The following is a 21,738-nucleotide window of genomic DNA, read 5'->3' on the forward strand; positions in this document are numbered from 1 at the left end:
GTGGGAGCCGGCCTTGCCGGCGATGGTCCGCTCAGCGCAACTTCTCAAGCATCTGGTAATACCACATCCCCGCCGCCAGCAACGGATTGCCCAGCACATCGCCCATCGGCACCTTGATGTGTTTGCAGCCTGCAAAGGTATCGAATTTCTCCAGCGTCCCGGTCAGCGCCTCGGCCATGATTTCGCCCATGATGTGGCTGGTGGCGATACCGTGCCCGGAGTAGCCCTGGCAGTACCAGACATTGTCGGAAAGCTTGCCCAGCTGCGGAATGCGGTTGACCACGATCCCCATGGCACAACTCCACTGGAATTCGATCGGCACACCCTTGAGTGCCGGGAAGGTGCGCTCGATGCACGGGCGCAACTCGCCAGCGATATCCCGCGAGTCCCGGCCTGAATAGTTGGCGCCACCGCCGAACAGCAGGCGACCGTCTGCCGTCAGGCGGTAGTAGTCGAGGACAAAGCGGCAGTCATACACCGCCAGGTCCTGAGGGTTGATCTGCGCGGCCAGTTCGCCCAGCGGCGCGGTAGTGACGATGCCGCCCATGGCCGGGAAAATCTTGCCCTTGAGCTGGCGCTTTTCCAGCTTGTGGTAGACGTCGCCCGCCAGCAGGATCTGCTTGGCTTCGACTCGCCCTTGCGCGGTGACCACTGCTGGCTGCTCGCCATGGACGATGTCCAGCACTTCGGAGTTCTCGAAGATCAGCGCGCCCAGGCTATGCGCTGCACGGGCTTCGCCCAGGCACAGGTTGAGCGGGTGCAGGTGCAGGTTGCGCAGGTTCTTCAGCGCGCCCAGGTACAACGGGCTTTGCAGGTGTTCGGCCATGGCGTTGCGATCGAGCAACTGCACCTGGTCGCCCATGCCGCGGCGCTGCGCTTCGGCTGCGAAAGCCTGCAGCTCATGCATGTGCGAGGCCTTCATCGCCGCATGCAGGTGACCGCGCTTGAGGTCGCAGTTGATGCCATAGCGTGCGACCCGCTGTTCGATGATCTGGTGCCCGCGCCAGCGCAGGTGCCAGATGAAGTCGTCGACGTCTTCGCCGAGCTTTTCGCGCATCTGCTTGCGCATCGCCTCGTCACCCGACAGGCTGCCAGTCACCTGGCCGCCGTTGCGACCGCTGGCGCCCCAACCAATGCGGTTGGTCTCGACAATGGCGACTTTCAGGCCGCGTTCGGCTAGCTCGACGGCGCTGGCCACGCCGGTAAAACCGCCACCGATGATTGCCACGTCGACCTTGACCGTGCCTTTGAGCGTCGGGTACTGGGTGCTGTCGTTGAGGCTGGCGGTGTAGTAGGAAGCACTGCGTTGAGCGGTGCCGGTATTCACGGCTGCGTTCATAAAAAATCCTTGGCGCAAAAATAAAGTGGATCAGGCCTGGGTCAGGTACCAGCGCCAGTCCTGTTCGCCGACTTCGGCCATGAACTGTCGGTACTCGGCACGTTTGACCGCCAGGTAGACACCGAGAAAGGCTTCACCAAATGCCTCGCGAGCCCAGTCCGAGGCCTCCAGGGCCTTGAGCGAAGTGAGCCAGTCGGTGGGCAGCAGTTCCTTGGCCTGGGCATAACCGTTGCCTTCGACCGGAGCACCCGGATCGAGCTGCTGACGGATGCCCTGGTGCAGGCTGGCGAGGATCGCGGCGGCGGCCAGGTAGGGGTTGGCGTCGGCGCCACAGATGCGATGTTCGATGTGCCGGCTGTTGGCCGGGCCGCCGGGTACGCGTAGGCTCACGGTGCGGTTGTCGACACCCCAGGTCGGCGCCAGCGGTGCATAGCTGTTGGCCTGGAAGCGGCGGTAGGAGTTGGCGTTGGGGCAGAACAGCAGCAACGAATCGAGCAGGTGCTTGAGCATGCCGGCCACTGATTGACGCAGCAGCGGTGTGCCGGCCTTGTCTTCACTGGCGAACAGGTTGTTGCCTTGGGCATCAGCCAGGCTTACATGCATGTGCATGCCGGTGCCGGCCAGGTGATCGAAAGGTTTGGCCATGAAGCAGGCCTGCATGCCGTGCTTGTGTGCCACGCCTTTGACCAGGCGCTTGTAGCGCACGGCCTGGTCCATGGCCAGCAGTGCATCGCCATGTTCCAGGGTGATTTCGACCTGGCCCGGGGCGTATTCGGAAATCGCCGTGCGTGCCGGGATGCCCTGGGCTTTGCAGGCACTATAAAGATCAGCGAGGAACGGCTCGATCTGTTCCAACTCGCGCAAGCCATAGACCTGGGTGCCACGCGGACGTCCGCCATCGCTGTCCAGTGCCGCTTGCGGGCGACCCTGGTGGTCGCGCTTCTGGTCGAGCAGGTAGAACTCCAGCTCGCAGGCCATGACCGGATGATAACCTTCGGCCTTCAGCGCATCGATGACCTTGACCAGCAGGTGGCGCGGATCGGCGATGGTGGCTGGCAGGCCTTCGCTGGGGTGCATGCTGACCTGCACTGCTGCGGTCGGAATCTGCCGCCAGGGCAAGCGCACCAGGCTGTTTTCCAGCGGATAGGCGCGGCAGTCGATATCACCGACGTCCCACACCAGCCCCGAGTTTTCCACATCATCGCCATTGAGGGTCAGGCCGAGAATGGTGCTGGGCAGGGGGCGACCGCTTTCATATACCGCCAGCAGTTCCTCGCGGTGCAACAGCTTGCCGCGGGGCACGCCGTTGGCATCGAGGATGAACAGCTCGATCATCTCGATATCAGGGTTGTCAGCCAGGAATGTTCGGGCCTGTTCGATGGGGGCAAATTGCATGCGGTTCTCGCTTGCGCCGTCAGGCGCACAGGACTGTCTTCGCCAGCAGGCGACAGTCATGGACGGGTAGGCCAAGGCTGGCCGATATATTCAGTCTAGGGCGAGAACAACATCTGGTGGGCGGGCATGGCGGCAATGCCACAACGCCCAGAAGGCGAGGATGATATGAACCAGCGGGTTTTCCCCGGAGCGAGCCCGCACCTTCGGGAACGAAGGGCGCAACAGCGGGTGGGGCAAGCTCAGGGGCGAAGTCATGCGCTGATACTCCCATGCCCTTGAAGGTTCATTAAATCAGCCTTTGTATACCTTCAGGTTGTCCATCACTAAACAATCATCCGGCTACCCGCAACCGTGCCGAGCGGGGGCAAATCTGCGACAATCGCAGCCCTTCCTATGCCGATCATGAAAAAGCAGGCTCACCTGCACGACTAAAAAGCCCCCATGACTGACCACGCTATCGATCAACTGCTGAAAAACCTCGACCACGCCATGATTGCCGAGCGCCATCGCTTGCGCCGGCAACTGCATGAATTGCGCAAGCGCCCGGACGAGGCGAAGCTGGCCCAGTGGGTCGACAAGGTCCAGGCGTCCTGTGCCCAGGTCATTGCGCGCAAGGCCAGCGTGCCGAGCATTCGTTACGACGACAGCCTGCCGATCGCCGCCAAGCGTGACGAAATCAAAAAAGTCCTCGCCGCGCATCAGGTGCTGATCATTGCCGGTGAAACCGGCTCGGGTAAAACCACCCAGTTGCCGAAAATCTGCCTGGAGCTGGGGCGTGGCCAGCATGGTCTGATTGCTCACACCCAGCCGCGGCGGATCGCGGCGCGCAGTGTTGCCACCCGGGTGGCCGAAGAACTGGGCACGCCACTGGGGGCGCTGGTCGGTTATCAAGTGCGTTTTGAAGACCAGAGCGATGCCAATACCCTGGTCAAGCTGATGACCGACGGTATTCTCCTGGCCGAAACCCAGCACGACCGTTTTCTCGAGCGCTACGACACCATCATCGTCGACGAAGCTCACGAGCGCAGCCTGAACATCGACTTCCTGCTCGGTTATCTGAAAACCCTGTTGCCGCGGCGCCCGGACCTCAAGGTCATCATTACCTCGGCGACGATTGATCTGGAGCGTTTCTCCAAGCACTTCAACGACGCGCCAATCATCGAAGTCTCTGGCCGCACCTATCCGGTGGAAACCTGGTACCGGCCATTGACCAGCGAACAGGACGAGGAGGGCAACCGCGTCGAGGACGACCTCACGGTTGACCAGGCGATTCTCGCCACCCTCGACGAGATTGCTGCCCATGAGCGCAGCCAGGGCAAAGGCCCGGGTGACGTGCTGGTGTTCCTGCCTGGCGAGCGCGAGATTCGTGACGCTGCGGAAATGCTGCGCAAGGCGCAGCTGCGGCACACCGAGATCCTGCCGTTGTATGCACGGCTGTCGCCAGCCGAGCAGCAGAAGATTTTCCAGTCCCACCCCGGTCGGCGTGTGGTGCTGGCGACCAACGTCGCCGAAACCTCGTTGACGGTGCCGGGTATCCGCTATGTGATCGACAGCGGTACCGCGCGGATCAGCCGTTACAGCTACCGCGCCAAGGTTCAGCGTTTGCCGATCGAAGCGGTATCACAGGCCAGTGCCAACCAGCGCAAGGGCCGCTGTGGCCGGGTCGAACCGGGTATCTGCGTGCGGCTGTACAGCGAAGAAGATTTCAATGCGCGGCCAGCGTTCACCGACCCGGAGATCCTGCGTACCAACCTCGCGGCGGTGATCCTGCAGATGCTGCACTTGCGCCTGGGTGAGATCGACGCCTTCCCGTTTATCGAACCGCCGGATGGCAAGGCGATCAGCGACGGCTTCAACCTGTTGCAGGAGCTCTCGGCGGTCAATCGCGAGAACCAGCTCACCCCGCTTGGGCGTCAGCTGGCGCGTCTGCCGGTCGACCCGCGGCTGGGGCGCATGCTGCTCGAAGGCGCCAAGCAGGGCAGTCTCAGTGAACTGCTGATCGTTGCCAGCGCCTTGTCGGTGCAAGACCCGCGCGAGCGTCCGCCGGAGCGTCAGCAAGCTGCTGACCAGGCGCATGCACAGTGGAAAGATGCCGACTCGGACTTTGCTGCGCTGGTCAGTCTGTGGCGTGGTTTCGAAGAACAGCGCCAGGCGCTGACCGCCAGCCCGCTGCGCAACTGGTGCCGGAAGAACTTCCTCAACTACCTGCGCCTGCGTGAATGGCGCGATGCCCATCGGCAGTTGAGCCTGATCTGCCGTGACCTGCAACTGAGCATCAACAAAGAGCCGGCCGACTACCCGAAACTGCACAAGGCAATTCTTTCCGGCCTGCTTAGCCAGATCGGCCAGAAGACCGAAGACGGCGACTACCTGGGCGCTCGTCAGCGGCGTTTCTGGGTGCATCCGTCGTCGGGACTGGGCAAGAAGCGTCCGCAGTGGGTCATGACCGCCGAGCTGGTCGAAACCACCAAGCTGTATGCGCGCATGGTGGCCAAGATCGAACCGGACTGGATCGAACCACTGGCCACTCACCTGATCAAGAAGAACCATTTCGAGCCGCACTGGGAGAAGAAGCGCGGCCAGGTGGTGGCTTACGAGCAGGTCACCCTGTATGGCCTGATTGTGGTCGGCCGCCGCCCGGTGCACTTCGGGCCGATTGATCCGCTGATGTCCCGCGAGCTGTTCATCCGCGAAGCGCTGGTAGGCGGCGAGATCCAGTCGAAGGCCAAGTGCCTGAGCGCCAACCGGCGTCTGCTTGAGCAGCTCGACGAGCTGGAGGCCAAGGCCCGGCGCCGGGATATTCTCGCCGATGACGAGACCCTGTACGGCTTCTATGAAGCACGTTTGCCGGCGGAGATCCATCAGACGGCGACCTTCGACAGCTGGTACCGGGTCAACAGCCAGAAAGACCCGCAACTGCTGATCATGCGCGAAGAAGATGTGTTGGCGCGCGAAGCCAGCGAAGTCACGGCGGCGCAGTATCCCGACACCTTGCGCCTGGGCGATTTGAGCCTGGCCTTGAGTTATCACTTCGAACCCAACCATCCGCGCGACGGCGTCACGGTGCGGGTGCCGGCGCCATTGCTGCCAAGCTTGCCGGGTGAGCGCCTGGAGTGGCTGGTACCAGGTCTGCTCGAAGCCAAGTGCATTGCCTTGGTGCGCAACCTGCCCAAGGCCTTGCGCAAGAACTTTGTGCCGGTGCCGGACTTCGTCAAAGCGGCGTTGCAGCGCATGACCTTCGCCGAAGGCTCGCTGCCGCAGGCCCTGGGGCGGGAATTGTTGCGCATGACCGGCGCACGGGTCAGCGATGAAGCCTGGGCCGAAGCGGCCGGGCAGGTGGACAACCATCTGAAGATGAACCTGGAAGTGGTCGATGGTCAGGGCAAGTTTCTTGGTGAAGGCCGCGACCTGACCGAGCTGACCGCACGCTTTGTCGCCGCCAGCCAGGCCGCACTGGCTGTGCCGCAAACCGAGAAAAGCCAGCAGCCAGTACAGGCCAAGGCCTTTGCCCAGGTTGCCGAGACCGCCCAGCAGAAGATCGCCGGGCTATCGATGACCGTGTACCCGGCCTTGGTGGAAGAAAACGGTACGGTCAAGGAAGGGCGTTTCTCGACCCAGGCCGAGGCCGAGTTCCAGCACCGCCGCGCCTTGCAGCGCCTGCTCCTGCAACAGCTGGCCGAGCCGGCCAAATTCTTGCGCGGCAAGCTCCCGGGGCTGACTGAACTGGGTTTGCTGTACCGCGAGCTGGGGCGTATCGAAGCCTTGGTCGAGGACATCCTCCTGGCCAGCCTCGATAGTTGCATTCTCGAAGGTGAAGAGCATCTGCCTCGCGATGGTGCCGGCCTGGCTTCCCTGGCCGAGCGCAAGCGCGGCAGCTGGACCGAACATGCCGAACGCCTGGCCCGCCTGACCCTGGAGATCCTCAAGCTCTGGCACGGCCTGCAAAAACGCTTCAAGGGCAAGATCGACCTGGCTCAGGCCGTGGCGCTCAATGACATCAAGCAGCAGCTCGGCAACCTCGTTTATCCGGGCTTTGTCCGTGAAACCCCGGGGCTGTGGCTCAAGGAGCTGCCACGCTACCTCAAGGCCGTCGAACTGCGCCTGGAGAAGCTCGGCTCCCAAGTGCAGAAGGACCGGGTCTGGAGCGGTGAGCTGGGCAATCTGTGGACCCAGTACAAGGCCCGCGCTGACAAACACGCCCAGGAGGGCAAACGTGACGAACAACTGACCCTGTACCGCTGGTGGCTGGAAGAATACCGGGTATCGCTGTTCGCTCAGCAGCTCGGCACCAAGGTGCCGGTTTCGGACAAACGACTGAGCAAGCAGTGGAGTCAGGTAGAAGCCTAAACGGCTGCAGTTGTGGCACACTTGACCGATATTCGCCGCTGCCGCGCCCATCCTGCCGGCAGCAGCGCTTACCGAATGAAGTGCCCGGCAGCGCTCCGCTGACGGGGTTATTGCGTGTAAAAGTTGGTACGTTCGTGCCAGCTGACCGAATCGAACAGGCCGTTGCCCGATCGGCATCGGCCCCTGAACAGAGGAACGACCGTGCATAACGTCGTCATCAGCGGCACCGGCCTGTACACCCCGGCCAACAGCATTTCCAACGAAGAGCTGGTGGAGTCCTTCAACGCCTATGTGCAGCAGTTCAACGCTGACAATGCCGAGGCCATCGAGCGTGGCGAAGTGCAGGCCCTGGCCGAATCCAGCGCCGCCTTCATCGAAAAGGCCTCGGGGATCAAGAGCCGCTTTGTCATGGACAAGGACGGTATCCTCGATCCGCAACGCATGAAGCCACGCTTGCCGGAGCGCGCCAACGACGAACCGTCGATTCTCTGCCAGATGGCCGTGGCGGCTGCCGAACAGGCCCTGCAACGCGCAGGCCGCACCGCTGCCGATGTCGATGCGGTGATCGTCGCCTGCTCCAACCTGCAGCGCCCGTACCCGGCGATTGCCATCGAAGTGCAACAGGCCCTGGGTATCAACGGCTTTGGCTTCGATATGAACGTCGCCTGTTCTTCGGCCACCTTCGGCATCCAGACGGCCTGCAACAGTGTGCAACTGGGTCAGGCCCGCGCGATTCTGGTGATCAGCCCGGAAATCTGCACCGGCCACCTGAACTTCCGTGACCGCGACAGCCACTTCATCTTCGGTGACGCCGCCACCGCAGTACTGGTCGAGCGTGCCGACCTGGCCACCTCGGCGCATCAGTTCGACATCGTCAGCACCAAGCTGCTGACCCAGTTCTCCAACAATATCCGCAACAACTTCGGTTTCCTCAACCGTGCGGCCGAAGAGGGCATCGGCGCCCCGGACAAGCTCTTCGTCCAGGAAGGCCGCAAGGTGTTCCGTGAGGTCTGCCCGATGGTGGCCGAGCTGATCGCTCAGCACCTGGCTGAAAACAACATCAGTGTCAGTGACGTCAAGCGCTTCTGGCTGCACCAGGCCAACCTGAGCATGAACCACCTGATCGTCAAGAAGCTGCTCGGTCGCGATGCCCTGGAAGAAGAGGCACCGGTGATTCTCGACAGCTACGCCAACACCAGCTCGGCGGGCTCGGTGATCGCCTTGCACAAACATCAGGACGATCTGGCAAAAGGCGCTCTGGGCGTACTGAGCTCCTTCGGTGCCGGCTATTCCATCGGTAGCGTGATTCTGCGCAAGCGCTGAAGCCTGCGACCCGTCTGACAACAGTAAGACGGGTCTGTCTTGAAACAAAAGGACGCGCCCCACAGCGGGCGTCCCTTTTGTTGCTGGCCGCATTTGTAACAAAACCGTCTAATCGAACTCTACCGACACAACGACGGATGGATGGCGATGATGGGCGAAGAACAAGGCCGCTTGCTCGAACGGCTGCTCGCAGGCGAGCAATCGGCTTTCAAGGAACTGGTAGACACCTATCAGGGCGCCATGCGCGCAGTGGCGTATGCCATTGTCGGCAGCCGCAATGCCGACGAGGTGGTGCAGGATGCCTGGCTGGCGGTGGTACGCAACCTGGCAGGGTTCCAGCAGCGCTCCAGTCTCAAGACCTGGCTGCTGACCATCACTGCCAACACGGCAAAAAACCGCTACAAACAGAACCGCCGGGAAGTACTGCTCGACGACTTGCCTGCGCCACATGGCAGCGTCGGCGATGAGCGATTCGCCGGCGATGGCCATTGGCTGTTAGCGCCTTCGGCCTGGCATGAAGACTCGCCCGAAGCCTTGCTCAGCCAGGATGAGTTGCGCGAGTGCCTTGAACATACTTTGCTCAGCCTATCCGAGCTGCAGAGCAGCGTCCTGGTGCTGCGCGAACGCCAGGGACTGGAGCTGGAACAAATCTGTAATCTTCTCGATATTTCGCTCTCCAATGTCCGCGTGCTGCTGCACCGGGCACGGCTGAAGGTCTTCGCGACCCTGGAACACTTCGAGGAAACCGGCCAATGCTGACCTGCAAGGAACTTGTCGCCCGCTCGAGCGATTACCTGGATGGAGAACTTCCCCTGGGTGAAAAACTGCTGGCTCGCCAGCACCTGTTGTTTTGCAAAAGCTGTCGACGGTTCATCAAGCAGATGCGTTTGACCCAGGCGACGATCAAGGCGCTGCCGGAGGCGCCGGTAGACGACATTGACGAAATCGTCCAGCGCATGACAGACGCCCAGCGAACTCAAGACAAACCCTGAAAATCGCGCCGGAAGGCCCTGCAACGGGGCTTTCCTGCTTATTCTTATTCGAAGTAAAAAGTTCCCCTGTAACAAAACATTTATATAAAAGCCACTGATCTGACATAACCCCCCGCCAAGATTCCTCCCCAGCACAAGTGGCTCAAGCCGCGTGTTTTTCCAACATTATCAAGACCATAAAGTAGGGGAGCTTCTTCGATGATCCGTAAGCACTTCGCAGGTTTCGCAGCCAGCGCCTTGGCCATGGCCGTTACCGCCCAGGCTTTTGCGGGTACCGTGACCACCGACGGCGCCGATATCGTAGTCAAGACCAAGGGTGGCCTCGAGGTCGCTACCACCGACAAGGAATTCAGCTTCAAGCTGGGCGGTCGTGTTCAGGCTGACTACAGCCGTTTTGACGGTTTCTACACCAAGAACGGCAACACTGCCGACGCCGGTTACTTCCGTCGTGCTTACCTGGAACTGGGCGGGGTGATGTACACCGACTGGGCCTACCAGATTGCTTACGACTTCTCGCACAACTCCGGCGGTGACAACCGTTCCGAAGATGGCTACTTCGACGAAGCCTCCCTGGCTTACAACGGCTTCAAGCCGGTGTCGATCAAGGTGGGCCGTTTCGACCCTGAGTTCGGTCTGGAGAAAGCCACCAGCTCCAAGTGGGTAACGGCTCAGGAACGTACCGCAGCTTACGATCTGGTCGACTGGACCAACTCGCACAACGGCGGCATGGGTCTGCAGGCATCCGGTAACGCCGGCGACTCGCTGTACGGTTCGGTGGGTGTATTTGCCAAAGACGCGACCAACCAGGACAAAGACGGCGACAGCACCAAGCAGTTCAACCTGCGCGGCGTCTTCGCACCTATGCACGAGGCGGGTAATGTCCTGCACTTTGGTATCAACTACGCCCAGCGCGACCTCTCCGACACGGCATTCGATGGCCGTATCCGCAGCCGTCTGGGCATGCGTGGCGTGAGCACCGACGGTGGCCAGGATGCCGGTGACAATGGCAACCGCCTGGTTCTCGGTGGCGCCAACAACACCCCGGCCGGTGCCTACGACACCGACAAGGCCTGGAACCTGGAAGCGGCCTGGGCCATGGGCCCGTTCTCGGTGCAGGGTGAGTACATCAAGCGTGACACCCAAGCTGACGATGATGCGTTCTCCGACATCAAGTCCGAAGGTTACTACGGTCAACTGGCCTACACCCTTACCGGTGAAGCGCGCGGCTACAAGCTGGGCAAATTCGACAGCATCAAACCGCAGAACAAGCAGATCGGTGCCTGGGAGCTCTTCTACCGTTACGACCACCTGAGCACTGACGATGACAATGGCGCATTTGCCGATATCGGTGACGTCGAGGCCAAAGTGCACAACGTCGGTGTGAACTGGTACGCCAACGAGTCGATCAAGCTCAGCGGTGTGTACGTCAAAACCAAGGTCGACAATGCCGAGAACGCTGCCGGCGACGACAGCGGCGACGGCTTCGTCATGCGCGCGCAGTACGTGTTCTAAGTAGCACCGCTCCTCATCCGTTAGATCTTCAGCCCCGCTTTGCGGGGCTTTTTTTCGTCTGCGCGACGAGGCAGACTGCGCCAATGCCTAACCTTATCCTGTCACACCTTGCCGAACTCACACCTGCTGCCTGGGATGCCCTGGTGCCGGGCGAGCAACCGTTTTTGCGTCACGCGTTTCTGAGCAGCCTGGAAGACAGCGGCAGTGTCAGTAAACGCACTGGCTGGACGCCTGCGCATCGCGCACTGACGGATGCTGACGGCCAGCTTCAGGCTGCCCTGCCGGCCTATGTGAAAACCCACTCCTTTGGTGAGTACGTCTTCGATCATGGTTGGGCCGACGCTTGCGAGCGTGCGGGAATTGCCTACTACCCGAAGCTGCTCTGCGCGGTGCCGTTTTCCCCGGTCTGTGGCCCACGGCTATTGGGTCAGCCCGAAGCTGCTGCGCAATTGATGGATTGGCTTACCGAGGACTTGGCGGAGCAGGGTTTGTCGGGGGCGCATGTCAATTTCACCGATGAGTTTGCTGACGCACAAATGCGCGCTCGCGAAGGCTGGATGGAACGCCTGGGGTGCCAGTTTCATTGGCGCAATCAGGGCTATCGGGACTTCCAGGACTTTCTCGACAACCTCAGCTCACGCAAGCGCAAGCAGATGCGCAAAGAACGTGAGCAGGTGGCGGGGCAGGGCATCGAATTTCGCTGGTACCGTGGTGATGAACTGAGCGAGGCGCAGTGGGATTTCGTTTTTGCCTGCTACGCCAACACCTATGCAGTACGTCGTCGGGCACCGTATCTGACCCGCTCGTTCTTCAGCCTGCTGGCCGAGCGCATGCCGACGGCGATCCGTGTGGTAATGGCGCGCCAGGCCGGGCGTGACGTGGCCATGGCCTTCAGCCTGGTAGGCGGTGACAGTCTGTATGGCCGCTACTGGGGATGCCTGGATGAGTTCGACCGGCTGCATTTCGAGACCTGTTTTTATCAGGGCATGGACTTTGCCATTACCGAGGGGCTGCAGCGTTTTGACGCCGGGGCGCAGGGCGAGCACAAATTGATTCGTGGCTTTGAACCGGTGATCACCCGGTCCTGGCATTACCTGCTGCATCCGGGACTGCGCCGGGCCGTGGTGGAGTTTTTGCAACAGGAGCGGGCGGGAGTGTTGGCCTATGCCGAGGAGGCGCGCACGGCATTGCCTTATCGGCAAGGCTGATGGCCTCATCGCCGGCAAGGCCGGCTCCCACAATAGAGCAGCCAGCAGAGAGCCCTGTGGGAGCCGGCCTTGCCGGCGATGAAGTCACCGCGAAATTCAGTCGATGCCGACAAACCCACCGGTCTGGTGATGCCACAAACGCGCATACAACCCCTGCTGCGCGAGCAGCTCGGCATGGCTGCCCATCTCGGCAATCCGGCCTTTTTCCAGCACCACCAGGCGGTCCATGCGCGCGATGGTCGACAGCCGGTGGGCGATGGCGATCACGGTCTTGCCCTGCATCAGGGTCTCGAGGCTTTCCTGAATTGCTGCTTCGACTTCCGAGTCCAGTGCTGAAGTGGCCTCGTCCATGATCAGAATCGGCGCGTTCTTGAGCAGCACCCGGGCAATGGCGATGCGCTGGCGCTGGCCACCGGAAAGCTTGACCCCGCGTTCACCGACATGGGCATCGAAACCGGTGCGCCCCTGGGCATCGGACAGCAGCGGGATGAACTCATCGGCGCGGGCCTGACGGACCGCTTCCCAGACCGCTTCGTCACTGGCGTCGGGACGCCCGTACAAGAGGTTTTCGCGAATCGAACGGTGTAGCAGCGAGGTGTCCTGGGTAATCATGCCGATCTGCGCGCGCAGGCTGGCCTGAGTGACCAGGGCAATGTCCTGGCCATCGATCAGGATGCGTCCGCTTTCCAGGTCATACAAACGTAGCAGCAGGTTGACCAGAGTTGATTTACCCGCGCCGGAGGGGCCGATCAGGCCGATTTTCTCGCCAGGACGAATGTCCAGGTTGAGGCCATCGATAATCCGGGCGCCTTTGCCGTAGTGAAAGCAGACATTCTCGAACTTCACCGCACCGCGATCGACTTTAAGCGCCGGGGCTTTCGGTGGGTCGGTGACGGTGACCGGCTGGGCGATGGTCTGCAGGCCGTCCTGAACCATGCCGATGTTCTCGAAGATGCCGTTGACCACCCACATGATCCAGCCGGACATGTTGACGATACGAATCACCAGGCCGGTCGCCAGGGCAATCGCTCCGACGCTGATCAGCGACTGGGTCCACAGCCACAGGGCCAGGCCCGTGGTGGTGACGATCAACAGGCCGTTGAGGCTGGTGATGACCACGTCCATGCTGGTGACCACGCGGGCGGCCAGTTGGGTTTTTTCAGTCTGTTCGCTGATCGCTTCGCGAGCGTACTGCTGCTCGAAGTCGGTGTGGGCGAAGAGTTTCAGGGTGGCGATGTTGGTGTAGCCATCGACGATGCGGCCCATGAGTTTGGAGCGGGCATCGGAAGAAATCACCGCACGGGCTTTGACCCGCGGCACGAAGTAGTAGAGCGCGCCGATGTAACAGAGGATCCAGCTGATCAGCGGCAGCATCAAGCGCCAGTCCGCCTCGGCAAACAGCACCAGTGAGCTGATCGCATAGATCAGCACGTGCCACAGGGCATCCACCGCCTGCACGGCCGAGTCGCGCAGCGAGTTGCCGGTTTGCATGATGCGCTGGGCAATGCGTCCGGCAAAATCGCTCTGGAAGAAATTCAGGCTCTGCTTGAGCACATAGGTGTGGTTTTGCCAGCGGATCATGCTGGTCATGCCGGGGCTGATGGTCTGGTGCACCAGCAGGTCGTGCAGGCCGACGAACACCGGGCGCAGCAACAGCGCTACCACCAGCATCCAGATCAGCTCACCGGCGTGTTCACTGAAAAAGTTGATGTTGGGGGTGCCCTGGGCCAGATCGATGATCCGGCTCAGGTAACTGAACAGTGCCACTTCGATCAGTGCGCCGATCAGGCCGACCACCAGCAGCGCAGCAAAGCTGGGCCAGACCTGGCGCAAGTAGTACAGATAAAACGGCAGTACCGTACTGGGCGGCGAGGCGCTGGGGGCTTCACGAAAGATATCGATCAGCTTTTCGAACCGGCGAAACAGCATGAAGAAGGTAACTCCTGTTCAGTCAGACCCTCAGGCCTCGGCTCACGTCCCTGTGAAGCCCGGGGTCAGTCGAGGCGCTTGGCCGACTTGATCAGTATCGGATCGACCGGCACGTCACGCATGCCGTTCTTGACGGTGGTTTGCGAGTTGACGATCTGATCGACAACGTCCATGCCCTTGACCACCTTGGCGAACACCGCGTAACCGGCATCACGACCCGGATCGAGGAAGGCGTTGTCGGCTACGTTGATGAAGAACTGGCTGGTGGCCGAGTTGGGGTTCGAGGTACGCGCCATCGACAGCGTGCCGCGGGTGTTGTGCAGGCCGTTGCTGGCTTCGTTGCGGATTGGATCCTTGGTCGGCTTCTGCTGCATTTGCGCAGTGAAGCCGCCACCTTGAACCATGAAACCAGGGATCACCCGGTGGAAAATGGTGTTGGTGTAGAAGCCGCTATCCACGTACTCCAGGAAATTCTTGCTACTGATCGGCGCCTTGACCGGGTCCAGTTCCACTTCGATCTGGCCGAAGCTGGTGTCGAGCAATACATGGGGCGCCTTCTCGGCAGCCATCAGGCTGGTGGCGAAGACAACCGAGCAAGTGGCGAGCAGGAGTTTTTTCAGCATGGGCTCAATGTTCCTTGAGAGGTGGTGGACGCCGCCAGAAACTGCAGCAGCGTCTGATTGAAAATGTGCGGTTGATCCAGGGGTGTAGCGTGCCGGGAATTTTCGATGACCGCCAGTCGCGCCTGGGGAATCAGGGCCACATAGCGTTCTTTCAGGGCTACCGGGGTGTAATCCTGATCGGCACTGATGACCAGCGTAGGACAGCGGATCTGCCCCAGGCGTTCGCTGACGCCCCAACCGACAATGGCATCGAAGCTGGCAAGATAAGCGCGCTTGTCGTTTTTCGCCCAGCGTTCGGCCATCTTGCGGCGCAGGTCGGCCTGTTGCGGCTCAGGGAACAGCCGTGCAGCCAGGCCCTTGCCGATGGCTTCCAGGCTCAGCGCGCGGGCCAGGGCCCAGCGCTTGGCCCACCAGATCCAGTCCTGGCGGGTGCGGCGCTTGACCTCCGGGGCGCTGTTGACGATGCACAGGCTGCGCAGCCACTGCGGGTGATCGACCGCGAACTGAAAGCCGACCATGCCGCCCATCGACAGGCCGACCAGGTGTACCGGGCCGGTCTGCAGCTGTTCGAGCAAGGCCAGCAGATCGGCGCTGAAACTCTGGATGCTGTAGCGCTCGCGCGGTTTGTCGGAGCGACCGTGGCCACGGATGTCCATCAGGATCACCCGGTAGTGACGGGCAAGTGCCGGCACTTGCATCTCCCAGTCCTGACAGCTGGAGCCCAGGCCATGGAGCAATACCAGCGGATCGCCCTGGCCGTATTCCTCGTAGTGCAGCGAACAACCTTCATGTTCGAAATAGGCCATGGGCATGATTCCTGTCAGGCTTGGGCGGGAGCGGCGAAGGGCACGTCCAGCGGCGCGGTATCGAAGTTGCGCAGCAATTCGATAAGAATTTGCGTGGCCGGGCCCAAGGGTTTGTCCTTGTTGGAGTAAAGGTAGAACAGTGGATGGCGACTGCCACCCTGATCCAGCGGCAAGGGCTTGAGCACGCCCTCGCGCAATTCCCGTTCGATCAGGTGACGTGGCAGCCAGGCAAAGCCCAGGCCGCTGCTGACGAAGGTCGACGCGGTGGCCAGGCTGCCCACGGTCCAGCGCTGTTCGGCGCCGAGCCAGCCGACATCGCGCGGTTGCGCACGGCCCGAGTCGCGGATCACCACTTGCAGCTGGCTTTCCAGATCCTGGAAGTTCAGCTCGCGACCCAGTCGGTGCAGGCTGTGATCGGGATGGGCCACGGCGACGAACTCCACCGAACTGAGCTCGGTACCCAGGTAGCCGGAAATGTTGAAGCCGCTGATCGCCAGGTCGGCGATGCCCTCATGCAGCACCTCTTCGACCCCGGAAAGCACTTCTTCACGCAGGCGCACGCGGCAACCGCGGCTTTGCGGCATGAAGGCGCTCAAGGCGCGGACCAGGCGGGCATTGGGGTAGGCGGCATCGACCACCAGGCGCACTTCGGCCTCCCAGCCCTGTTCCATATGGTGCGCCAGGTCTTCCAGCTGGCTGGCCTGCTTGACCAGTTGCCGGGAGCGGCGCAGCAGCACGTTGCCGGCTTCGGTCAGCACCGCCTTGCGTCCGTCGATGCGCAGCAGCGGCACCCCCAGTTGGTCCTGCATGCGCGCCACGGTGTAGCTCACCGAGGACTGCGAACGGTGCAGCGCTTCGGCCGCCTGGGCAAAACCACCGTGATCGACCACCGCTTGCAGGGTCCGCCACTGATCCAGGGTAACGCGCGGCGCTTTCATCTTCGGCTCCTGTTGTCCTAAGCTGGCGCTCTTTCATGGAGAGCGTCGTATGAAAAAATGTTGTGCTGTACTGCTGGCCCTGCTTCCGCTCACAGCTTTGGCTTATCCCATCGATGTGGAAAAAAACCTCGACGGCGTCAAGCTCGACTACACCACCTACGACACCGACCGTGACATCGGCTCGATCACCCTGAACAACTACGGCGAGGTGGCCGCCCAGTGCAAGGTGCTGTTCCGTAACGGCCCGGAAGCCCCCAGGGTGCGCCGGGTACAGGTGCCGGCCAGGCAGAGCAAGGATGTCACAGCCAAATTCAACCGCGAGATCATCAAGCTGCGCATCAGCCTGGACTGCAAGCCGCAATAACTGAGGCTAGCGCACCGGCACAATAAAACAAATAAACTGATAGATTGCACCCAAATTTTACGCTTTTTAATCGATCGGTCACTGTTTAGTCTTACCTCCATCGACTTACCACATTCGCCGATGGAGGCAACCCATGTCCCGTGTACTCGTAATCGAAAGCAGCGCCCGCCAGCAGGGTTCGATCTCCCGGCAGTTGACCAGTGACTTCGTCAGCCAGTGGCAAGCCGCCCATCCTGGCGACCAGGTCACCCTGCGCGACCTGGCCGTCAACCCGGTGCCGCACCTGGATGCCAACCTGCTCGGTGGCTGGATGAAGCCCGAAGAGCAGCGCAACAGCGACGAGCTGCAGGCGCTGGCCCGCTCCAACGAACTGACCGACGAAGTGCTGGCCGCCGATGTACTGGTGCTGGCTGCGCCGATGTACAACTTCACCATCCCAAGCACCTTGAAAGCCTGGCTGGACCACGTACTGCGTGCCGGCATCACCTTCAAGTACACCGAAACCGGTCCGCAGGGGCTGCTGACCGGCAAGAAGGCCTACATCCTCACGGCCCGCGGCGGCATCCATGCTGGCGCCTCGAGCGACCATCAGGAACCGTACCTGCGTCAGGTGATGGCCTTCATCGGTATCCACGATGTGACCTTCATTCACGCCGAAGGCCTGAACATGGGCGGTGACTTCCATGAGAAGGGCTTGAACCAGGCCAAGGCCCAGCTGGCCGCGGTGGCGTGATTGCACTGAATTTTCCCGCCTGACACCTGTTGCTCCTTTGGGTGTACCTGCCCGGTCATTGCCTTGTGCATGACCGGGCTTTTTTGTGCGCTTGCCCCGTGATCAGTGAAAAGCTAAGGTCGCCGCCTCTACAGCAAGGGGCAACCATGGGCTATTTATTGATCGTCGCACTGATCCAGGCGTTTTCCTTCAGCCTGATCGGCGAGTACCTGGCAGGTCATGTCGACAGCTATTTCGCCGTGCTGGCGCGGGTAGTGCTGGCCGGGCTGGTGTTCCTGCCGCTGACCCGCTGGCGTCAGGTCGAGCCGCGCTTCATGCGCTCGATGCTGCTGATCGGCGCCCTGCAATACGGCATTACCTATGTCTGTCTGTACCTGAGCTTCAGGGTGCTGACCGTGCCGGAAGTGCTGCTGTTCACCATCCTCACGCCCCTGCATGTGACCCTGATCGAAGATGCCCTGAACCGGCGCTTCAATCCCTGGGCGCTGGTGGCTGCCCTGGTGGCGGTGGCGGGCGCGGCAGTGATCCGCTTCGACAGCATCAGCCCGGACTTCTTCATCGGCTTCCTGCTGCTGCAACTGGCCAACTTCACCTATGCCGCCGGCCAGGTGCTGTACCGGCACCTGATCGCGCGCAACCCCAGCGACCTGCCGCATTACCGGCGCTTTGGCTATTTCTACCTGGGTGCCTTGCTGGTGGTGTTGCCGGCGTTCCTGGCGTTCGGCAACAGCCAGCACCTGCCCAGCACCGATGTGCAGTGGCTGGTGCTGCTGTTTCTCGGGCTGTGCCCGACGGCGTTGGGCTTGTACTGGTGGAACAAGGGCGCATGCCTGGTTTCCGGCGCGACCCTGGCGGTGATGAACAACCTGCACGTACCGGTGGGGCTGCTGCTCAACTTGCTGATCTGGAATCAGCACGAGCCCCTGGGCAGGTTGTTCATCGGCGGGGCGGTGATTCTGGCTTCGCTATGGCTCGGTCGTCTCGGCAGTCAGCGTCCGTTGCTGGTGGGGCAGGCCCGCCGGTAGCAGGCCTGCGCGCAGGTCATTGCCGCTGGGCTGCTGATACAGACTCAGGCCGAACTCGGGCATCACCGCCAGCAGGTAGTCGAAGATGTCGCCCTGGATACGCTCATAGTCGGCCCAGGCGGTGGTGCGGGTGAAGCAGTAGATCTCCAGCGGCACGCCCTGGGCGGTGGTCTGCATCTGGCGGACCATGCAGGTCATGTTCGGCTGGATCTCCGGGTGGCTCTTCAGGTAGGCCAGGGCATAGGCGCGGAAGGTGCCGATGTTGGTCATGCGCCGACGGTTGGCGGAAAGCTCGGCGACATTGCCCTGGGCTTCGTTCCAGGCCTTGAGCTCGCTGCGCTTGCGGGCGATGTAGTCGGTCAGCAGGCGCACTTCACCCAGGCGCTGTTCCTCATCGTTGCGCAGGAAGCGCACTCCGCCGGCATCGATGAACAGGCTGCGCTTGATCCGCCGCCCGCCCGACTGCTGCATGCCGCGCCAGTTTTTGAAGGACTCGGACATCAGCCTCCAGGTCGGAATGGAGACGATGGTCTTGTCGAAGTTCTGCACCTTGACCGTGTGCAGGGTGATATCCACCACATCGCCGTCGGCGCCGACCTGGGGCATCTCGATCCAGTCGCCAACCCGCAACATGTCGTTGCTGGTCAACTGCACGCTGGCCACGAATGACAGCAGGGTGTCCTTGTACACCAACAGGATCACCGCCGACATCGCACCCAGGCCCGACAGCAGCAACAGCGGCGAACGGTCGATCAGCGTGGCGACAATGATGATCGCGCCAAAGACGTAGAGCACCATCTTCGCCAGTTGCACATAACCCTTGATCGAGCGTGTGCGGGCGTGTTCGGTACGCGCGTAGATGTCCAGCAGGGCGTCGAGCAGGGCACTGATGGCCAGCATCAGGAACAGAATGGTGAAGGCCAGCGCGACGTTGCCGAGGAAATGCTGGCTGGGGGCATTGAGCTCCGGCACCAGTTTCAGGCCGAACTGCACCACCAGCGAGGGCGTCATCTGCGCCAGGCGGTGGAAAACCTTGTTTTGCAGCAGATCATTGACCCAGTGCAGTGCCGGCTGTCGGCCCAGCAGCTTGACGGCGTGAAGTATCAGAAAGCGTGCCACCCGGCCCAGCACCAGGGCGATGACCAGCAGCACACCCAGGCCGAGGCCCGCGTGTATCACGGGATGTTGATCAAGAGTGCCCCAAAGATCGAGGGCGTTTTGCCAGAACTGTTCAATAGCCATGCGGTAGTTGACGTGTCCGAAGTGAAAATGAGGGGTTATTAGAGCCCGGAACGGTGCATCAATGCCAAAAGAAATTCGGCGTAGGCGCTGGAAAACGTTACCCTATACGGCTGAATTTCTGCACATGCCCGAGGTACACCCGTGTTTTCCCAATTCGCCCTGCACGAACGCCTGCTCAAAGCCGTTGCTGCACTGAACTTCGAAGAGCCGACTCCGGTGCAGGCGGCCGCCATTCCCCTGGCTTTGCAGGGGCGTGACCTGCGGGTGACGGCGAAAACCGGTAGCGGCAAGACCGCAGCCTTCGTACTGCCGGTGCTCAACCGTCTGGTCGACCTCAAGCAAAAGCGTGTCGAGATCCGTGCCCTGGTACTGCTGCCAACCCGTGAGCTGGCCCAGCAGACCCTCAAGGAAATCGAGCGTTTCGCCCAGTTCACCTTCATCAAGGCCGGCATGATCACCGGTGGTGAAGACTTCAAGGAACAGGCCGCCATGCTGCGCAAGGTGCCGGATATCCTCGTCGGTACCCCGGGCCGTATGCTCGAGCAACTGAACGCCGGCAACCTCAAGCTTGAGCATGTGCAGGTCGTTGTTCTCGACGAAGCCGACCGCATGCTCGACATGGGCTTCTCCGAAGACGTCGAGCGCCTGTGCGGCGAGTGCCCGAACCGCGAACAGACCCTGCTGTTCTCCGCCACCACCGGCGGTGCCGGTCTGCGCGACATGATCGGCAAAGTGCTCAAAGACCCTGAGCACCTGATGCTCAACACCGTCAGCCAGCTCAACGACGGTACCCGTCAGCAGATCATCACCGCCGACCACAACCAGCATAAAGAGCAGATCGTTCAGTGGCTGCTGGCCAACGAGACGTATCAGAAGGCGATCATCTTCACCAACACCCGGGTCATGGCCGACCGCATCTATGGTCACTTGGTGGCCAAGGACGTCAAAGCCTTCGTCCTGCATGGCGACAAGGACCAGAAAGACCGCAAACTGGCCATCGAGCGCCTGAAGCAGGGCGGTGCCAAGGTGCTGGTGGCGACCGACGTCGCGGCCCGTGGCCTGGACGTTGACGGCCTGGACCTGGTGATCAACTTCGACATGCCGCGCAGCGGCGACGAGTACGTGCACCGTATCGGTCGTACCGGTCGTGCCGGTAACGAAGGCCTGGCGGTTTCGTTGATCTGCCATGGCGACTGGAACCTGATGTCGAGCATCGAGCGTTACCTGAAGCAGAGCTTCGAGCGCCGGGTCATCAAGGAAGTCAAAGGCACCTACAGCGGGCCGAAGAAGGTCAAGGCCTCGGGCAAGGCTGCTGGCGTGAAGAAGAAAAAGACTGACAAGAAGGGCGACAAGAAGGTAGTGGCCAAGCGCAAGCCGACCGCCAAGCCGAAGCCTAATGCACCGCTGGCCAGCGCCGACGGTCTGGCGCCGCTCAAGCGTCGCAAGCCGGCCCCGGCTGCCGAGTAAGTATCCGCTTTGAAGGCCAGCTCCCTGTGGGAGCCGGCCTTGCCGGCGATAGCTTCACCGCCTGATTCAGACCTTCTTCTCCGCCGTCTTCAACTCCTGCAACCGCTTGTCGATCAGCTGGCACTTGTCCGGCAGGTCCTTGCTGGCACTCTCAAGCTTCATACCTTTCAACTCGTCATTGATCTCCTTGGCCTTCTGCGGGTTCTGCTCCGTCAGTCGCGTTACCTCCTTGGCCAGCTCCTCACGTTTTTCCGTGGCTTCCTCAAGCGTGCACGCCCAACTCGGCAAGGCCAGTAGCAAGCTGGCGGCGGCAGCGATGTTCAACAGGCTTTTCATGGGCAGAGCTCCCTTGGCTTGGTCTTGCGGTTGAGCCGCAAGCGGTGTGCAAAGTTCAGTCGAAGCGCAACACAAGGCTGGCAATCAACGCCTGCAGCCGCTGATAATCGGCGCTGGATCCACAGCTGCCGAGACTCTGCCATGCCGTTCGCCGATAGC

At 61.5% G+C, this 21,738-nt stretch carries 18 protein-coding genes; 10 read left to right on the top strand and 8 right to left on the bottom strand.

Annotation, left to right across the window (positions count from 1 at the left end):
• Positions 1-31: 31 nt before the first annotated feature.
• Positions 32-1,339 carry an NAD(P)/FAD-dependent oxidoreductase gene (locus AC07OF_RS05555; RefSeq protein ID WP_157193598.1) on the bottom strand — a complete coding sequence of 436 codons (1,308 nt, stop codon included), beginning with the start codon at positions 1,337-1,339 and terminating at the stop codon, positions 32-34.
• A gap of 30 nt (positions 1,340-1,369) precedes the next feature.
• Positions 1,370-2,734, bottom strand: coding sequence for a glutamine synthetase family protein (locus AC07OF_RS05560; protein WP_191833035.1), 1,365 nt, complete (start codon positions 2,732-2,734; stop codon positions 1,370-1,372).
• Positions 2,735-3,175: 441 nt separating this feature from the next.
• Between AC07OF_RS05560 and hrpA the strand changes: the two genes are divergently transcribed.
• From hrpA to AC07OF_RS05590, 6 genes are all read left to right on the top strand, one after another.
• Positions 3,176-7,081 (top strand): ATP-dependent RNA helicase HrpA, encoded by a 3,906-nt coding sequence (gene hrpA, locus AC07OF_RS05565; protein ID WP_495072643.1) that lies wholly within the window; start codon positions 3,176-3,178, stop codon positions 7,079-7,081.
• Positions 7,082-7,282: 201 nt separating this feature from the next.
• Complete coding sequence (locus tag AC07OF_RS05570; protein WP_157193595.1) at positions 7,283-8,404, top strand: beta-ketoacyl-ACP synthase III; 1,122 nt, start codon at positions 7,283-7,285, stop codon at positions 8,402-8,404.
• 147 nt (positions 8,405-8,551) lie between these two features.
• On the top strand, positions 8,552-9,163 hold the full coding sequence (locus tag AC07OF_RS05575; protein ID WP_157193594.1) for an RNA polymerase sigma factor: 612 nt from the start codon (positions 8,552-8,554) through the stop codon (positions 9,161-9,163).
• Entirely contained in the window at positions 9,157-9,396 is a 240-nt protein-coding gene (locus AC07OF_RS05580; RefSeq protein ID WP_038613595.1) for an anti-sigma factor family protein, read from the top strand. The genes AC07OF_RS05575 and AC07OF_RS05580 overlap by 7 nt, the downstream gene beginning before the upstream one ends.
• A gap of 198 nt (positions 9,397-9,594) precedes the next feature.
• Positions 9,595-10,908 carry an OprO/OprP family phosphate-selective porin gene (locus AC07OF_RS05585; protein WP_157193593.1) on the top strand — a complete coding sequence of 438 codons (1,314 nt, stop codon included), beginning with the start codon at positions 9,595-9,597 and terminating at the stop codon, positions 10,906-10,908.
• Between the two features lie 83 nt (positions 10,909-10,991).
• Complete coding sequence (locus AC07OF_RS05590; protein WP_157193592.1) at positions 10,992-12,116, top strand: GNAT family N-acetyltransferase; 1,125 nt, start codon at positions 10,992-10,994, stop codon at positions 12,114-12,116.
• Between the two features lie 96 nt (positions 12,117-12,212).
• On the opposite strand, the gene AC07OF_RS05595 is transcribed toward AC07OF_RS05590, so the two are convergent.
• The 4 genes from AC07OF_RS05595 to AC07OF_RS05610 form a co-directional block, all read right to left on the bottom strand.
• The gene (locus AC07OF_RS05595; RefSeq protein ID WP_157193591.1) at positions 12,213-14,045 is read right to left on the bottom strand and encodes an ABC transporter ATP-binding protein; all 1,833 of its coding nucleotides are present in this window, start codon (positions 14,043-14,045) and stop codon (positions 12,213-12,215) included.
• Positions 14,046-14,110: 65 nt separating this feature from the next.
• Positions 14,111-14,668 carry a peptidylprolyl isomerase gene (locus AC07OF_RS05600; protein ID WP_157193590.1) on the bottom strand — a complete coding sequence of 186 codons (558 nt, stop codon included), beginning with the start codon at positions 14,666-14,668 and terminating at the stop codon, positions 14,111-14,113.
• On the bottom strand, positions 14,662-15,474 hold the full coding sequence (locus tag AC07OF_RS05605) for an alpha/beta fold hydrolase (RefSeq protein WP_038613585.1): 813 nt from the start codon (positions 15,472-15,474) through the stop codon (positions 14,662-14,664). The genes AC07OF_RS05600 and AC07OF_RS05605 overlap by 7 nt, the downstream gene beginning before the upstream one ends.
• Positions 15,475-15,488: 14 nt before the next feature.
• A complete protein-coding gene (locus AC07OF_RS05610) occupies positions 15,489-16,412 on the bottom strand; it encodes a PA3225 family LysR-type transcriptional regulator (RefSeq protein ID WP_038613582.1) in 924 nt (307 codons plus the stop codon).
• Positions 16,413-16,461: 49 nt separating this feature from the next.
• Here AC07OF_RS05610 and AC07OF_RS05615 point away from each other — a divergent pair, with 49 nt between their 5' ends.
• The 3 genes from AC07OF_RS05615 to AC07OF_RS05625 all read left to right on the top strand — a co-directional run bounded on the left by AC07OF_RS05615 (position 16,462) and on the right by AC07OF_RS05625 (position 18,534).
• Positions 16,462-16,776: a 3-phosphoglycerate kinase gene (locus AC07OF_RS05615; protein ID WP_157193589.1), complete on the top strand. Its 315-nt coding sequence runs from the start codon at positions 16,462-16,464 to the stop codon at positions 16,774-16,776.
• Between the two features lie 133 nt (positions 16,777-16,909).
• A complete protein-coding gene (locus AC07OF_RS05620) occupies positions 16,910-17,509 on the top strand; it encodes an FMN-dependent NADH-azoreductase (RefSeq protein WP_038613578.1) in 600 nt (199 codons plus the stop codon).
• Positions 17,510-17,655: 146 nt separating this feature from the next.
• Positions 17,656-18,534: a carboxylate/amino acid/amine transporter gene (locus AC07OF_RS05625; RefSeq protein ID WP_038613576.1), complete on the top strand. Its 879-nt coding sequence runs from the start codon at positions 17,656-17,658 to the stop codon at positions 18,532-18,534.
• Here AC07OF_RS05625 and AC07OF_RS05630 read toward each other — a convergent pair.
• Positions 18,475-19,776, bottom strand: coding sequence for a mechanosensitive ion channel family protein (locus tag AC07OF_RS05630; RefSeq protein ID WP_342622929.1), 1,302 nt, complete (start codon positions 19,774-19,776; stop codon positions 18,475-18,477). The genes AC07OF_RS05625 and AC07OF_RS05630 overlap by 60 nt on opposite strands.
• Before the next feature lie 141 nt (positions 19,777-19,917).
• Here AC07OF_RS05630 and AC07OF_RS05635 point away from each other — a divergent pair, with 141 nt between their 5' ends.
• Positions 19,918-21,243, top strand: coding sequence for a DEAD/DEAH box helicase (locus AC07OF_RS05635; protein WP_038613572.1), 1,326 nt, complete (start codon positions 19,918-19,920; stop codon positions 21,241-21,243).
• 66 nt (positions 21,244-21,309) lie between these two features.
• Here the strand turns inward: AC07OF_RS05635 and AC07OF_RS05640 are convergent, their stop codons facing one another.
• A complete protein-coding gene (locus tag AC07OF_RS05640; protein ID WP_157193587.1) occupies positions 21,310-21,579 on the bottom strand; it encodes a hypothetical protein in 270 nt (89 codons plus the stop codon).
• Positions 21,580-21,738: the final 159 nt, after the last annotated feature.

The sequence above is a fragment of the Pseudomonas sp. GW821-FHT10B02 genome, from assembly GCF_059415665.1.

Excerpts from the sequence above, each read along its gene's own strand:
- AC07OF_RS05555 (WP_157193598.1), bottom strand. The coding sequence starts at position 1,339 with ATGAACGCAGCCGTGAATACCGGCACCGCTCAACGCAGTGCTTCCTAC.
- AC07OF_RS05595 (WP_157193591.1), bottom strand. The coding sequence starts at position 14,045 with ATGCTGTTTCGCCGGTTCGAAAAGCTGATCGATATCTTTCGTGAAGCC.
- AC07OF_RS05560 (WP_191833035.1), bottom strand. The coding sequence starts at position 2,734 with ATGCAATTTGCCCCCATCGAACAGGCCCGAACATTCCTGGCTGACAAC.
- AC07OF_RS05600 (WP_157193590.1), bottom strand. The coding sequence starts at position 14,668 with ATGCTGAAAAAACTCCTGCTCGCCACTTGCTCGGTTGTCTTCGCCACC.
- AC07OF_RS05605 (WP_038613585.1), bottom strand. The coding sequence starts at position 15,474 with ATGGCCTATTTCGAACATGAAGGTTGTTCGCTGCACTACGAGGAATAC.
- AC07OF_RS05580 (WP_038613595.1), top strand. The coding sequence starts at position 9,157 with ATGCTGACCTGCAAGGAACTTGTCGCCCGCTCGAGCGATTACCTGGAT.
- AC07OF_RS05640 (WP_157193587.1), bottom strand. The coding sequence starts at position 21,579 with ATGAAAAGCCTGTTGAACATCGCTGCCGCCGCCAGCTTGCTACTGGCC.
- AC07OF_RS05575 (WP_157193594.1), top strand. The coding sequence starts at position 8,552 with ATGATGGGCGAAGAACAAGGCCGCTTGCTCGAACGGCTGCTCGCAGGC.
- hrpA (WP_495072643.1), top strand. The coding sequence starts at position 3,176 with ATGACTGACCACGCTATCGATCAACTGCTGAAAAACCTCGACCACGCC.
- AC07OF_RS05590 (WP_157193592.1), top strand. The coding sequence starts at position 10,992 with ATGCCTAACCTTATCCTGTCACACCTTGCCGAACTCACACCTGCTGCC.
- AC07OF_RS05615 (WP_157193589.1), top strand. The coding sequence starts at position 16,462 with ATGAAAAAATGTTGTGCTGTACTGCTGGCCCTGCTTCCGCTCACAGCT.
- AC07OF_RS05630 (WP_342622929.1), bottom strand. The coding sequence starts at position 19,776 with ATGGCTATTGAACAGTTCTGGCAAAACGCCCTCGATCTTTGGGGCACT.
- AC07OF_RS05610 (WP_038613582.1), bottom strand. The coding sequence starts at position 16,412 with ATGAAAGCGCCGCGCGTTACCCTGGATCAGTGGCGGACCCTGCAAGCG.
- AC07OF_RS05585 (WP_157193593.1), top strand. The coding sequence starts at position 9,595 with ATGATCCGTAAGCACTTCGCAGGTTTCGCAGCCAGCGCCTTGGCCATG.
- AC07OF_RS05620 (WP_038613578.1), top strand. The coding sequence starts at position 16,910 with ATGTCCCGTGTACTCGTAATCGAAAGCAGCGCCCGCCAGCAGGGTTCG.
- AC07OF_RS05625 (WP_038613576.1), top strand. The coding sequence starts at position 17,656 with ATGGGCTATTTATTGATCGTCGCACTGATCCAGGCGTTTTCCTTCAGC.